The 12,124-nt window shown below is 67.4% G+C and carries 22 protein-coding genes; all 22 read left to right on the top strand.

All coding sequences use genetic code 11. From position 1 onward, the window contains the following. On the top strand, nucleotides 1–246 hold a 246-nt coding region (locus A8G15_RS31090), incomplete at its 5' end, for a glutaredoxin domain-containing protein (RefSeq protein ID WP_068160490.1). After that, a complete protein-coding gene (locus tag A8G15_RS14315; protein WP_068160488.1) occupies nucleotides 243–551 on the top strand; it encodes a hypothetical protein in 309 nt (102 codons plus the stop codon). The genes A8G15_RS31090 and A8G15_RS14315, both read left to right, overlap by 4 nt. Beyond that, nucleotides 551–802, top strand: a complete 252-nt coding sequence (locus tag A8G15_RS14310; protein WP_068160485.1) for a hypothetical protein — start codon at nucleotides 551–553, stop codon at nucleotides 800–802. The genes A8G15_RS14315 and A8G15_RS14310 overlap by 1 nt, the downstream gene beginning before the upstream one ends. Then, nucleotides 799–924 carry a hypothetical protein gene (locus tag A8G15_RS32225; protein WP_281180668.1) on the top strand — a complete coding sequence of 42 codons (126 nt, stop codon included), beginning with the start codon at nucleotides 799–801 and terminating at the stop codon, nucleotides 922–924. The genes A8G15_RS14310 and A8G15_RS32225 overlap by 4 nt, the downstream gene beginning before the upstream one ends. After that, a complete protein-coding gene (locus tag A8G15_RS14305; RefSeq protein WP_068160482.1) occupies nucleotides 917–1,249 on the top strand; it encodes a hypothetical protein in 333 nt (110 codons plus the stop codon). The genes A8G15_RS32225 and A8G15_RS14305 overlap by 8 nt, the downstream gene beginning before the upstream one ends. Beyond that, a complete protein-coding gene (locus A8G15_RS14300) occupies nucleotides 1,246–1,611 on the top strand; it encodes a cyclic-phosphate processing receiver domain-containing protein (RefSeq protein ID WP_068160479.1) in 366 nt (121 codons plus the stop codon). Before A8G15_RS14305 ends, A8G15_RS14300 begins: the two co-directional genes overlap by 4 nt. Beyond that, on the top strand, nucleotides 1,608–1,856 hold the full coding sequence (locus A8G15_RS14295; RefSeq protein ID WP_068160477.1) for a hypothetical protein: 249 nt from the start codon (nucleotides 1,608–1,610) through the stop codon (nucleotides 1,854–1,856). The genes A8G15_RS14300 and A8G15_RS14295 overlap by 4 nt, the downstream gene beginning before the upstream one ends. Nucleotides 1,857–2,019: 163 nt before the next feature. Beyond that, on the top strand, nucleotides 2,020–2,409 hold the full coding sequence (locus A8G15_RS14290; protein WP_068160474.1) for a hypothetical protein: 390 nt from the start codon (nucleotides 2,020–2,022) through the stop codon (nucleotides 2,407–2,409). After that, the gene (locus A8G15_RS14285; protein WP_068160471.1) at nucleotides 2,406–2,738 is read left to right on the top strand and encodes a hypothetical protein; all 333 of its coding nucleotides are present in this window, start codon (nucleotides 2,406–2,408) and stop codon (nucleotides 2,736–2,738) included. Before A8G15_RS14290 ends, A8G15_RS14285 begins: the two co-directional genes overlap by 4 nt. After that, on the top strand, nucleotides 2,735–3,067 hold the full coding sequence (locus A8G15_RS30665; protein WP_156665403.1) for a hypothetical protein: 333 nt from the start codon (nucleotides 2,735–2,737) through the stop codon (nucleotides 3,065–3,067). The genes A8G15_RS14285 and A8G15_RS30665 overlap by 4 nt, the downstream gene beginning before the upstream one ends. Before the next feature lie 142 nt (nucleotides 3,068–3,209). Further along, entirely contained in the window at nucleotides 3,210–3,992 is a 783-nt protein-coding gene (locus A8G15_RS14280) for a hypothetical protein (protein ID WP_068160469.1), read from the top strand. 101 nt (nucleotides 3,993–4,093) lie between these two features. Beyond that, nucleotides 4,094–4,864 (top strand): phage antirepressor, encoded by a 771-nt coding sequence (locus A8G15_RS14275; RefSeq protein WP_068160466.1) that lies wholly within the window; start codon nucleotides 4,094–4,096, stop codon nucleotides 4,862–4,864. After that, nucleotides 4,861–5,250: a hypothetical protein gene (locus A8G15_RS14270; RefSeq protein WP_068160464.1), complete on the top strand. Its 390-nt coding sequence runs from the start codon at nucleotides 4,861–4,863 to the stop codon at nucleotides 5,248–5,250. Before A8G15_RS14275 ends, A8G15_RS14270 begins: the two co-directional genes overlap by 4 nt. Then, complete coding sequence (locus A8G15_RS30660) at nucleotides 5,247–5,423, top strand: hypothetical protein (protein ID WP_156665402.1); 177 nt, start codon at nucleotides 5,247–5,249, stop codon at nucleotides 5,421–5,423. Before A8G15_RS14270 ends, A8G15_RS30660 begins: the two co-directional genes overlap by 4 nt. Then, a complete protein-coding gene (locus A8G15_RS30655; protein WP_156665401.1) occupies nucleotides 5,420–5,560 on the top strand; it encodes a hypothetical protein in 141 nt (46 codons plus the stop codon). Before A8G15_RS30660 ends, A8G15_RS30655 begins: the two co-directional genes overlap by 4 nt. Continuing rightward, nucleotides 5,557–6,024, top strand: a complete 468-nt coding sequence (locus tag A8G15_RS14265) for a hypothetical protein (RefSeq protein WP_068160460.1) — start codon at nucleotides 5,557–5,559, stop codon at nucleotides 6,022–6,024. Before A8G15_RS30655 ends, A8G15_RS14265 begins: the two co-directional genes overlap by 4 nt. 151 nt (nucleotides 6,025–6,175) lie before the next feature. Further along, entirely contained in the window at nucleotides 6,176–6,439 is a 264-nt protein-coding gene (locus A8G15_RS14260) for a hypothetical protein (RefSeq protein ID WP_068160459.1), read from the top strand. Next, a complete protein-coding gene (locus A8G15_RS14255; RefSeq protein ID WP_068160456.1) occupies nucleotides 6,436–7,101 on the top strand; it encodes a hypothetical protein in 666 nt (221 codons plus the stop codon). Before A8G15_RS14260 ends, A8G15_RS14255 begins: the two co-directional genes overlap by 4 nt. Nucleotides 7,102–7,344: 243 nt before the next feature. Beyond that, nucleotides 7,345–7,887 (top strand): helix-turn-helix domain-containing protein, encoded by a 543-nt coding sequence (locus A8G15_RS14250; RefSeq protein ID WP_068160454.1) that lies wholly within the window; start codon nucleotides 7,345–7,347, stop codon nucleotides 7,885–7,887. Next, on the top strand, nucleotides 7,884–9,155 hold the full coding sequence (locus A8G15_RS14245; RefSeq protein ID WP_068160451.1) for a phage terminase large subunit: 1,272 nt from the start codon (nucleotides 7,884–7,886) through the stop codon (nucleotides 9,153–9,155). Before A8G15_RS14250 ends, A8G15_RS14245 begins: the two co-directional genes overlap by 4 nt. Next, nucleotides 9,152–10,768 (top strand): phage portal protein, encoded by a 1,617-nt coding sequence (locus A8G15_RS14240; RefSeq protein WP_068160449.1) that lies wholly within the window; start codon nucleotides 9,152–9,154, stop codon nucleotides 10,766–10,768. Before A8G15_RS14245 ends, A8G15_RS14240 begins: the two co-directional genes overlap by 4 nt. A gap of 3 nt (nucleotides 10,769–10,771) precedes the next feature. Continuing rightward, a complete protein-coding gene (locus tag A8G15_RS14235) occupies nucleotides 10,772–11,968 on the top strand; it encodes a phage minor capsid protein (protein ID WP_068160447.1) in 1,197 nt (398 codons plus the stop codon). Nucleotides 11,969–12,124 lie beyond the last annotated feature (156 nt).

The raw sequence follows: 12,124 nt of genomic DNA, 5'->3' as shown, positions 1-12,124 counted from the left end.
CACCTCGAGCGCCAGGGCACGCCGTTCGTCGAGCTGTTCGTCGACCAGGACCCGGAGGCCGCGCAGGCCGTCGCGCTCCTCGGCTACCGGTCCGTCCCGGTCGTCACCGCCGGCGACATGCACTGGTCCGGCTACCGGCCCGACAAGCTCAACGCTCTCGGAAGGTTGCACACCACCGTCGATGACATCTCCGAGCTGGACTCCGCGGCCGTGCGGTACCTCGCCGACGAGGGGGTTCCGGCATGAGCGAGTACACCGGTGGGGACCCGGGCGCGGACCCGCAGCACGAGTGGAAGCACAACTCCCGGGGGAGCGCGGTCGTCGTGGCCGCGCCCCCGGGCGCCGCGGGGCCGCATCGGTTGACGGTGACGCGCACTACGTCGTCGACGGTGATGCAGTCCGGCACGGCCGCCGACGCGGTGCGGCGGCGCTGCGATCTGCTGCGCGAGACCGGAACTCTCGCGACGGTCGCCGAGACGATGGACGGCTACGTCGTGCGGTTCACGGACGTCGACGGGGCCCGCGTCGTCCTGAAGTACGAGGGCGCCTGATGAACCTCATCAACGTCACCACGTGGTCCGGCCGCAAACTGCACCTCGCCCACTCCGGAGACGAGAAGCCGTGCGGGGGCGCAGGCCGCTACTACCTGCCGACACTCTGTGACGCCGCCTCGGCGCGCCCAGGAGAGCACTGGGTGAAGCACTACACGCAAGGCCCCATGAGGCAGGAGTTCATCGACTCCCTGCCGCCCTGCAAGAAGTGCGCCAAGCGACGCGAAATCCTCGAACGGAGCCCGTCGTGAAGGCCGCCGCCACCCTCGCCGGAATCACTGGCCTGTGCCTCGCCGGATGGCTCACCCTCGCCGTCATCCTCGTCGACACCACCGCCAACACCCTCTACCAGTACGGGAGCGACCATGAGTGACGTCGTCCAGCAGAACGGATTCGGCGATCTCGCCGAGAAACTGCACTGGCGCATCTGCACCGGCGACCTCACCGAATGCCACAAGGCGTGGGGGCCGTGCTGCCGAGCAGCGCAGGAAGTCCTCGCCGCCGGCTGGCGCAAGGTTAACCCAGACGCCGAGACCTGGACTGAAACGCAGTGGGGTTTCAAACTCCCCGACCGCGACGCCATCTGGGCGCTGAGCGAAGAATCTGCACGCGCTCGCGCCGCACAATTCCCGAACGGTGAAGTCGTAACCCGCACTGTCACCACCACCGCATGGACCACCCCCGAGGAGACGCCGTGAAGTTGTTCATCGACGACGAACGCCGTGCCCCGCGAGGCTGGCTGCTCGCCACCGACTGCAACGACGCCATCGAACTGATGCGCACCTGCGCGGCCGCCGGAATCAACCTCACCGCCATCTCCCTCGACCACGACCTCGGATGCTCCGGCGAGACGATCATGCCGGTCCTCGAAGCCATGCGCGACCACAACTGGTGGCCCTGGAACCTCTACGTCCACACCGCCAACGAGGACGCCGAAGAAGTCATGCTCGCCTTCATCAAGGCCAACGCGCCAGACGGCGAGGGCATCCTCCGCGGCTACGGCTGCAACTTCTGGGGAACGTCCAACGAATCCCAGATCCAGAACTGGGTGACGCCATGAGCCTTCATCACGACCGGCAGCGCGCCCAACACGGCCACCCACTCCACCGCGACCACACCGAAGACCTCGAAACCGGCATCGCCAAAGCCGTCCGAGAAATCGACGAAATGCGCGCCGCACTCGACCGCGTGCGCGCGCTGTCAGGCCAGCTCGACCGCGAGTCCGCCAACGGCGGGAGCGTGTATGCGGAGATCCGCCGGCAGCACGCCGCCCGCATCCGTGCCGCGCTGGACGGTGGACAGTGACCGACCGAACACGGCTACATCTGGCATCACTCGGCTACTCCACCCTCGACCCGAGCCTGGGATGGACACGGCCATGCCACCTATGCCCAGCCAACACGGTGATCCAGGGCGGCGCAATCGGACTGTCCAAACACATGCGAGTAGTTCACGAAGGAGACCACCGATGGCCACTGACCCGACAACACCCGAAGGCCGCGCCGAACTGATCACTGAAGGCCGACGGCGACTCGCTGCGTACGAGTCCGCGACGGCCTGGTCGCAAGAGGAGATGAACGCGGCCGACGAGTGGCACGGCTGGCAGATCGCCAACGGAGAGGAGCTGCTCGACGCGCTCGACGACGCCGAGTGCGAGATCGAGCGACTGCGCGGCGACCTCGTCATCGAACGCCGTCGCGCCGGAGCCGCCGAGGCCGCGCTCGACCGGGTGCGCAAGTACGCCCGCGAGCAGCGGCGCATGGCCGAAGGGCTGCACAGCATTGGCCGCCCGTACGACGCACTCCCGTACGACAACCCCGCCACCGCGCTTGAGCGGATCATCGGAGACCGCACGTGACCGCCTCCGCCCGCCGACTCCCCGTCGCATGGGACGGGCACCACGTTGAATGGGGTGCCTTCACCGCAGACCCCATCATGTGCCGACTCAGCGAGGATGGCACCACATTCGAGGCCGTACCCCCAGGCCTGTGCTGGCACTGCGGAGTCCTCGCCGAATCCGTCACCGCAGAAGGCCGAGTACTCATCCAGAACTGGCCGTACCGGCTGGTCCTGCGCCGCTGCACTCGATGCGGACACGACCGAGTGCGGAATCCGCTGACGGGGCAGGAGTGGGATCTCGACGAATCCGACTATGGTCCGTCCGGATCGTGGGAGGACGTCTCATGACCGCGCCCGCCGACTGGGGCGACTGGCTCAAACCCCTCAACACCGGCGAATGCCGCCCCTGCGGCACCTGCACACTCAGCGGCCGGCACGACCTGTGCGCATGGCGGTCCGGAGCGGCACACCACCATATCGGCTGCGAGGCCCCAATCGGATACCTGATGCGTGGCACTGGCCCGGCGGCCACGTACGTGTACTACCCGAGCCCAAGTTGCAGCGCGGTGATCCTCTACGCCAAGCACGGCCGCCGCTGGCACTGCACCTGCGAATGCCACCAGCCGGGGTTCTCGGGCCCTGCATTCACTCCGGAGGGGGAGTGGGCCCTGTGGTGACCGAATGCCCGGTGTGCCGCCGCCCGGTGTGGGCGTCCACGCGCACCGGGCGCGTGCACCGGCATGACGACAAGGCATGGAACCAGTGCCCGATGAGCGGGCACCACATTCCGCTCGAGCAGCTCGAAAGGAGGGCCGCCTGATGGCCTGGTTCAAGGTCGACGACGGTCTCGCATTCCACCCGAAAGCCATCGAAGCGGGCAACGCCGCGATGGGTCTGTGGGTCCGTGCTGGCGCTTGGTGCAGCGCACATCTCACAGAGGGAGCACTCCCGAAGCACATGATCGGCACACTCGGAGCACAAGCTCGCGACGCGAAGCGACTTGTGGCGGCGGGGCTTTGGGAGCAGACCGATGTGGGATTCCAGTTCTGCGACTGGGACAAGTACCAGCCGACGAAGCAGCAGGTAGAGGCGGATCGGGAGGCTAATAGGGAGCGGCAGAAGCGGTTCCGCGAGAAGCGCCGTAACGCCGATTCGGACGCTGTGAGTAACGGCGTTACGAACGGCGTGACTAACGGGACCCCGACCCGACCCGACCCGACCCGTCCTTCTATTGGTTACGTAGAGGAGGGATCTCACGAGAGCAACGCGCGCGAAGGCGAACCCCCCTCCCCGAAATGCTCGAAGCACATCAACGAGCCGAACCCGCCGGCGTGCCGCGCCTGCGGCGAGGCCCGCCAGGCTCACGCGGAGTGGAAGGCCCGGCAGGCGCGGGCCGCTCGGGAGGCTCGATCGGAGCAGCTGCGTGCTGCCGCCCAGGATCGCGCCAGGGCGATCGCGGAGTGCTCCCTGTGCGACGAGGACGGCTACGTCGACACGGCCGTCTGTGGGCACGCTCCGGCCCCGAAGCAGCGCCCGAGCCTGAATGACCTGTACCGGCAGGCGAAGGCCGAGAAAGAACACGCCTCGACGCGCGAGAAGTGATGTGCACTGCGCTATTCATTCGCGTAGTGTGAAGCCCTGACCACGAAAAAGCCCCGCCGGTGCGTCAACACCGCGGGGCACGAACACCGAGGAGAAGCTCGATGTCAGTTCCCAACGTTACCGGAGACCTGGTCCCGTTCGCATACGGTGCGACCACGGTTCGGACGATCGCCATCGACGGCGAACCCTGGTTCGTCCTGCTCGACCTCTGCGCGGTCCTCGAGATCCGCAACGTCGGCAACGTCGCCGCTCGCCTCGACGAGGCTGGTGTCCGGCAGGCGGATATCAGCTCCGGAGGCCAGCGCCGCTCGGTCACCATCGTCGACGAGTCCGGCATGTACGAGGTCGTCATCCGCAGCGACAAGCCCGAAGCCGCCACGTTCCGCCGCTGGATCACCAGCGACGTCCTCCCGGCCATCCGCCGCACCGGCAGCTACAGCACCGCCCCGGCCACGCCCGCGCTCACCGGCACCGAGCTCCTCGCGCACGCCGTCATCGAGGCACAGCAGATGCTCGCCGCCAAGGACCAGCGCATCGCCCAGCTCGAACCCAAGGCCGAGTTCTACGACGACCTCATGGACGCCGACGGCACCTACTCGATGGCCGCGACCGCGCGCATCCTCGGCTGGGGCCGCAACGTCATGATGGCCCAGATGCGCCGCCTCGGCGTCCTGCAGGCCAACAACCTCCCGTACCGGCGGTACGACCACCACTTCAAGGTCACGCCCGGCACGTACACCAACCGCAAGACCGGTGAGACCGTGCCGACCGCGACCACGTCGGTGCGCCCGAGCGGGCTGGAGTTCCTGCGGAAGAAGCTCGACGCCGTGCGTGAGCCCGTGCAGCGCGAGCTGGACGGAGCGCAGGCATGAGGCATCCGCTCGACAACTTCATCGCCGGGTGGCTCGACGAGAACTCGGACGTGCACACGGAGCTCTATGTCGCCGACGACGAGAACAACGACTCGGACGGCATGGTGTCGATCGAAGGCGAGCTCAACGTGACTGCGCTGGTCCGCGCAGTCGCCGCCGAGTTCGCCGTCGTCGAACTGCCCGAGCCCACCGAGGCCAGGTTCATGATCGAAACCGCCTTCGGCTACCAGGCGTGGGAGGCCGGCCCGGTCCGCGTCACCGTCTGCGACAACGGGACGTTCGACTTCTTCGCGACCAACACGATCGGGAACAAGAATCCTGATGGTCTCCGGCGGGCTGCCGCTGCGCTTCTCGCTGCCGCGAACCGAGCGGAGGCACAGCAGTGAGCGACGCACTCGGCATCATCTGGAACCGCAACGGCGACAACGTCACCGGAACCATCGTCCGACCCAACGTCGAACGCGGCGGACTCGACACCGTCGGCAGCGTCACCTACACCCTCGAGCAGGCCGCGAAGGTCGCCGGGCAGCTCATCGACGCGATCGGCGGCAAGCAGTGACCGCGCCCAGGACCCGACTCCAGGCGTCCCTGCTCCTCGCCGCACTGTTCGCCGGCGGACTCATCGCCGGAGCCTGCCACCCCACCACCTACACGCCACCCATCGGCACCATCGAGAACCTTCAGGGGGAGAAGTGACCGATATCGAGATCACGCCGCAGATGCTCCATGCACTCACGGAGGCAGCTGTTGACCACGGCAAGATCAGGCCGACCACAGCAGCCGATCTGTACACGTGGGCCGATTCGCTCGTACCGGTCGAGACGTGGGCGGAGATCCTCCACAACGCAGCCGCACCCGTCGACGGATGCTGGGTCGCCTACGAGCACGCCCCGGCAGGCATGCGCGAGACCGCCCGACGCCAAGCCCGCGCTGTCCTCGCGAAGCTCGACGAGAAGGCCGAGGACCAGGACGTCCGCCCGATCGGCTGGTACCGGACGATGACGGCCGACTTCGCATCGAAGCACTTCGGATTCCCGCCGTTCGGCGCAGGCAAGTTCACCGCATCGAATGGCGGGAGGTGGGCGTGGGACGAGTCCATGGGCAACTGGGAACTCCGTGAGTATCCCGGCATCGCCGTCGGGAAGAACGGCCCATCGTGACCCGCCTCCCGGCGGCCCTCACCGCCTGGATGCTCATCATCGCCATCGCAGCACTCAGCCTCGCCGCCACCTGAACACCGGCCCGCGCCCCGCCTACTCCCGGGACGCGGGCCGGAACCATCCACACCCACCGCGAGAAAGGCCCCAGCGCATGCCCGCCGCCTACACCAACCTCGACCAGGCCAACGCCCGCATCGACGCACTCGAAGCCGAACTCGCCGCCACCGCCAACGCCGCACGCAACGCCAGCAAAGCCGCCGACAAATCCCGCGCCGAAATCACCGAACTCAAGATGACCGCCACCGCACCCGCCGGCACCGACTACCCGCCCGCCGTAGCCGAATCCGTCATCAAGAAACTCCCACCCGAAGTGGTCGACGCCCTCCGCGACCTCCTCAACCGGACCGGCGCATGAACGGCTACCTCACCCGCGCCGAGATCACCAAGCTCGACGCCATCCTCCGCACCATCCCCTGGCTCGCACACCAGCTCGACGACACTGTGCGCCGCCAAGACCGCATCGGAGGCGCACACATCCCCAGCCTCGGCGGAACCGACAGCCCCGAACAGCCACTCCCGTACAACCACGCTGCCGCCGACGTCCGCGACCAACTCCGCAACACACTCGTCGGCTGGACCCGCCACACCCTCGAGCAGCGCAGCATGGCCTACGACGGCGACGACACGCTCCCGGGCATCTCCCGGTGGCTGCGCCGCAACATCGAAGCTCTCGCGCTTACCGAGGGCTCCGCAGAGGCACTCCCTGACATTGACCGAGCCGTGCGCAGCGCCTGGTCCGTCATCGACCGTCCCGGCGAGAAGATCCAACCCATGGATGAGCAGCGACTCGCCGAAGCCGACCGCATGATGCTGTCCTGCCACGGAATCGCCACCCTCGCCAAGGAAATGGGCGGCCCCTGCAAAGCGCTCACGGCACGACGCGTCCAGTACCTCCGTGACATCGGCGCAATCGAGCCTGTGCAGGTCGCGGGCCGGGCCCTGCTGTATCTCGTCGGAGACGTCCGTCGAGCGCACGAGCATCGAATCCAGCTCGAACAACTCGCACCAACCAGCTGACCAGCGCCGGGAGTTCCTTCTGATACGCTCAGCGCGTACGCGCGAGATGACCCCACCGGGGCGCTCGCGCTTCGTCGTTTCCAGACGTCCATCCTCGAGCGCCACCCCCGTGCAGCTCGGATGGACCGCCCCCACCCCGGAATCTCACGACCGGCGAGCGTGGGCGTCAACTTCCCGAGGAGGGCCGAATGAACGGTCGAAGTACACGTTTACTGCCCTCCCCGCGCGCGCACGTGACGCCTGATGGCTGCGTGGACCGATGACGAGAGCCGGCGCCTCCGCGATCTGCACGCTGACGGCCGGTCGCTGCATTCGATCGCCGAGGAGATGGGCCGGTCGAAGCGAACGATCAGTGTGTGGGCGGGCAAGCTCGGGCTGAGCTGGGATCGGAGTGGTACCGCGAAGGCTGCGCAGGCGAAGCACGTCGACAACAAGGCCCGGAGGGCTGCGTTGGAGGAGCGCCTGCTGGTTGAGGCCGACAAGGTGCTCGATCAGATGTGGAAACCGGCCCTGGTGTTCAGCTTCGGTGGCACGGACAACGAGTACAACGAGCACATCCTCGACCGGCCGACGTTCGGCGATCAGAAGGCGATCATGCAGACCGCCTCGACCGCATTGAACGCTGCGAACAAGCTGCACGATCTCAACACCGGTCACGACGCCGAAGGTGTTGTCAGCGTCCTCGCCGAAGTCCACGCCGCGATCATCGCGATGGCCGACGACGACCCGGACGAGCCGCCGACACCCACTGACGAGGAGCTCGACGCCGAAGAAGAGGGACAGTGACCGCGAAGCTCGCCCGGCTCGGCCGCCTCACCCGCAAACAGGCATGGTCGATCGGGCGGGCCACCGCCAAGATCTGCATCTGGAACGGTGCCGTCTCGGCCGGCAAGACCATCACCTCACTGTTCAAGTGGATGATGCTCATCCCGACCGCGCCACAGACCGGCGAGATCGTGATGATCGGCCGGACACGAGACACCGTGTACCGCAACCTGATGACCCAGTTGCAGAACCGGGAGATCTTCGGGGACCTCGCCGACCACGTGCACTACAACCGCGGCGCCCCCACGGCAACGATCCTCGGCCGAACCGTCCACATCCTCGGCTCCTCCGACGTCCGCGCTGAGGCCACGATCCGAGGCATGACCATCTCTCTGGCCTACCTCGATGAGGCCACACTGGTCACCCAAGAGTTCTTCGCGATGCTGGTCTCCCGCCTCCGCGTGAAGGGCTTCCGCTGCCAACTGCTGTGCACCACCAACCCGGACAGCCCAAGGCACTGGCTCAAAACCGAGTACATGGACCGGGCCACCGAACTCGGCCACCGGGTGTTCAACTTCAAGCTCCGAGACAACGCCCGGAATCTCGAACGCGAGTACATCCGCAGCCTCGAAGCCCAGTACACCGGCCTGTGGCGCAAACGCTTCATCGACGGCGAATGGACCATGGCCGACGGCGTCATCTACCCGATGTTCGACCCGAAGCTGCACGTCGTCGAAACCCTCCCGCAGATGCAGGACATCCTCGGAATCGGCATCGACGACGGCATCGACCACCCGGCCGCCGGCATCCTGCTGGGCCTCGGCGTCGACAACCGCCTGTACGCGATGGCCGAGTGGGCGCCCCCTGCTGGCACCACAGCAGACCGCTCGAAGAGCCTCCGCAAGTTCGAGAACGACCATCCGAAACCGCCCTACCACTTCGTTGACCCATCGGCGAAGGGCCTGAAACTGCAACTCAACCGCGACGGATTCATCAACGTCGCCAACGCAGCGAACGGCCACAACCTCGGACTCGGCCTCGTCGCATCACTGCTGTCCACACAGCAGCTCCTCATCCACACGTCCTGCAGCAACCTGCTCGACGAGATCCCCGGCTACGTCTGGGACAAGGACAAGAGCGGCGAGCCGACCGGTGAGCCGCGCAAGGAAAACGACGACTTCTGCGACGCACTGCGGTACATCGTGGCGTCGTCGCGAGCGTTCTGGATGCCCTACCTCCCCAACATCCACCAAGCCCAGTCAGACGAGAGCGAGGCCATCGCAGCATGAGCAGCATCCGCCCGGGCATGAAATGGCCGCCCCCAGAACTGGCGAAGGTCACCGCCCGAGTCGACGAATGCCGCGTCTGGTGGGAAGGCAACCCCGAGAAGCTCGACACGTTCTACGGCGCCACAGGCCGCACCTCACCGTCCGGACAACCCCAGCGCGGGTTCCGGGCCGCGTGGGACGCATTCTGGGGCAAGAACAACACCGGCACAGGCGAAGCCCCGCGCCGCCTGCACGCACCGATCGCCGCCGACATCGCACAGCTGTCCGCGGCCTGCCTGTTCTCAAAGCCCCCGACGATCCTCGCCGCCGACGACGAAGCCGACGACATCCAGACCCGCGTCGACGACCTGTTCAACGTGCCACGCTTCCACTCCGGGCTCTACACGGCCGGCGAGAAGGCGTCCGCACTCACCGGTGTGTATGGGCGTGTCGCGTGGGATGACGAGATCCAGCAGGGCACATGGATCGAGTGGATCGCCCCCGACCGCGCCATCCCGACATGGTCGCGAGGCCGGCTGCGGGCGGTCACGTTCTTCACTGAGCTCGAATCGGATGACGACCGCGTTGTGTGGCGGCACCTCGAGCGCTACGAGATGGGCCGCATCGTCCACGAGCTCTACAAGGGCACGGCGGACAACCTCGGTCGCCTGGAGACGTTGAAGGCGCACGAGTCCACCGAGGACATCCCGGTCCAGCTCGGCTCGGACGGCTTCTCGTATGTCGACCTCGGCATTCCCGACATGCTGGCCGTCGACTACGTGCCGAACAAACTGCCCAATCCCGAGTGGGACAACGACCCGAAGCTGTGCAACCTCGGCGGCTCCGACATCGCCCCCGACATCATCCCGCTGTACCACCAGATCGACCGCGTGTACTCCTCGCTGATGCGTGATGTGCGGCTGTCGGCGATGAAGGTCTTCGCGTCCGCATCGATCCTCCAGAACCGCGGCCCCGGCAGCGGCCTGCTCCTGCCCGAGGAACAGGAGATGTTCACGCAGCTCGGCCAGATGATGGCGAAGGAAGGCGACATGGAGTCGATCTTCCAGCCCTACCAGCCGGCCATGCGCGTGCTCGAGCACGACCAGGCGGGGGAGATCCTCGTGCGGGAGGTGCTGCGCCGCACCGGATACAGCCCCGTCTCATTCGGCATGTCCGACGAGGTCGCCCAGACCGCGACGGAAGCGGTCGGCAAGAAGGAGTGGACGGTCATCACGACCGAAGGAAAGGCCCGCTACTTCGGCACCGCCATCCAGCATCTGACGACGGCGGCTCTGCGCATCGACAAGGTGAAGTTCCCGAAGCTCGGCGTCGACCTGCACGAGCCGCTCGACGTCGACTGGCCGCCGTTCGCGCAGGAATCCGACCTGTCCCGTGCTCAGACCGTGCAGGCATGGGAGACGGGCCGGGCCGCGTCGACGCGCACCAAGGTCCGCTACCTGCACCAGGACTGGACCGAGGAGCAGATCGACGACGAGGCACAGCTGATCGACGAGGCGAACAAGGTGGAGACGCCGGCGTTCTTCGGCTCGGACACCGACTTCGGCGGCGACCAGGGCGGCGACGAGAAGCCCGAAGGCGAGCAGGCACCCGAGGAGACCAGCGAGGAGGTGTAGGCGGTGGCGCTCGACCCCGAGGACGCACGCAACATCCCCGCCCACCTCATCGCCCTCTACACCGACGCCGAACTCGCCCTCCTCCGACTGTTGGCCGAAGCCATCGCCGACGGCATCGACGCCGACGACTGGCAGCAGGTCCAGGCGTCACGGCAGGCCGAGTTCCGGCAGGCCGCCGAAGCACTCGCCCGGCACCTCCAGGCCGCCATGCCACCGCTCCTGCAGGACGCGGTGCAGGCCGCCACAGACCTCGGCGAGCAGGCGGCCGACGAGGACGCCGACACCCCAGAACCTCCCGAAGCGGTAAGCGTGGCCGCGACGGGAACGGCTGCGACAGTGGCCGGGAGCGCACCGCGTCGCGACCGCCCCCGGAATCCCCGCACTGTCGCAGCCACACAATCCGCCTGGTCCACCCTCGCCCGCACCACACAGCTGCTCCCCGCGAACGCGGATCGGCTGTACGGGCAGGTGCTGGCCCAGATCCAGGTGCGCTCACCGGACGTTCCGAGAACCACGCCGCACACCGGTGGGATCCTCGGCGCACCACGAGCCACCGGAACACGCCTGGACGCAGCGCAGCAGGCCCTCGACATCCTCACCAAACGGGGCATCACCGGGTTCAAGGATGGCCGCGGCCGCAACTGGTCGCTCACCTCGTACGTCGAGATGCTGTCCCGCACGGTGGTGAACGAGGAGCTGCGCGAAGCCCACATCGCCCGGGCCCTCGAGCATGGGCACACGCTGATGGTGGTGTCGTCGCATTCGAAGCCGGCACCACAGTGCCAGCCGTTCGAAGGCCAGGTGCTGTCGCTGGACGGCAGCACGGGCACCATCGAGCTGGAGTCGGCGACGACGGGCCGTCCGGTGCGCGTGACGATCAAGGCCACGATGCGCGAGGCCATCTCGAAGGGTTTCCGGCATCCGAACTGCGGGCACGCCCTGTCCCGGTTCGTGCCGGGTGCGTCACGCACGTTCACGACGAAGCCGGATCCCGAAGGCTATGCGGCGACGCAGAAGCAGCGCGACATGGAACGCGCCATCCGCGACACCCGCGTGAAGCAGGCCGTCGCGATCACCCCGCAGGCGAAGCGCGAGGCGAATGCCCGACTGCGGGCGCAGCAGGCCGCGATCCGGCAGCACGTCGACGAGCACGGCCTGACGCGCCGGCCGCGACGCGAGCAGATCAACCGCGCTCGCTGACCCCCAAACTTCCGCCCCTGGGCGGACACCCCGACACCGCGACGGTGCCCGGGGCAACACTGCAGCGCGACGCTGCACACCCGAAGGAGCACCATGCGCACCACCACGACACTCGCCCTGATCGTCGGCGCCGGATTCGGCATCGACCCGTTCGCC

Source organism: Rhodococcus phenolicus (genome assembly GCF_001646785.1).
Lineage (GTDB): Bacteria > Actinomycetota > Actinomycetes > Mycobacteriales > Mycobacteriaceae > Rhodococcus > Rhodococcus phenolicus.
This window is presented reverse-complemented; position numbering and strand designations above follow the sequence as displayed.

Bases quoted from the DNA above. Each gene is read 5' to 3' on its own strand.
- A8G15_RS14315 (WP_068160488.1), top strand. From the start codon at position 243: ATGAGCGAGTACACCGGTGGGGACCCGGGCGCGGACCCGCAGCACGAG.
- A8G15_RS14310 (WP_068160485.1), top strand. From the start codon at position 551: ATGAACCTCATCAACGTCACCACGTGGTCCGGCCGCAAACTGCACCTC.
- A8G15_RS30665 (WP_156665403.1), top strand. From the start codon at position 2,735: ATGACCGCGCCCGCCGACTGGGGCGACTGGCTCAAACCCCTCAACACC.
- A8G15_RS14270 (WP_068160464.1), top strand. From the start codon at position 4,861: ATGAGGCATCCGCTCGACAACTTCATCGCCGGGTGGCTCGACGAGAAC.
- A8G15_RS14295 (WP_068160477.1), top strand. From the start codon at position 1,608: ATGAGCCTTCATCACGACCGGCAGCGCGCCCAACACGGCCACCCACTC.
- A8G15_RS14280 (WP_068160469.1), top strand. From the start codon at position 3,210: ATGGCCTGGTTCAAGGTCGACGACGGTCTCGCATTCCACCCGAAAGCC.
- A8G15_RS14290 (WP_068160474.1), top strand. From the start codon at position 2,020: ATGGCCACTGACCCGACAACACCCGAAGGCCGCGCCGAACTGATCACT.
- A8G15_RS14255 (WP_068160456.1), top strand. From the start codon at position 6,436: ATGAACGGCTACCTCACCCGCGCCGAGATCACCAAGCTCGACGCCATC.
- A8G15_RS14275 (WP_068160466.1), top strand. From the start codon at position 4,094: ATGTCAGTTCCCAACGTTACCGGAGACCTGGTCCCGTTCGCATACGGT.
- A8G15_RS14250 (WP_068160454.1), top strand. From the start codon at position 7,345: ATGGCTGCGTGGACCGATGACGAGAGCCGGCGCCTCCGCGATCTGCAC.
- A8G15_RS14240 (WP_068160449.1), top strand. From the start codon at position 9,152: ATGAGCAGCATCCGCCCGGGCATGAAATGGCCGCCCCCAGAACTGGCG.
- A8G15_RS14305 (WP_068160482.1), top strand. From the start codon at position 917: ATGAGTGACGTCGTCCAGCAGAACGGATTCGGCGATCTCGCCGAGAAA.
- A8G15_RS14260 (WP_068160459.1), top strand. From the start codon at position 6,176: ATGCCCGCCGCCTACACCAACCTCGACCAGGCCAACGCCCGCATCGAC.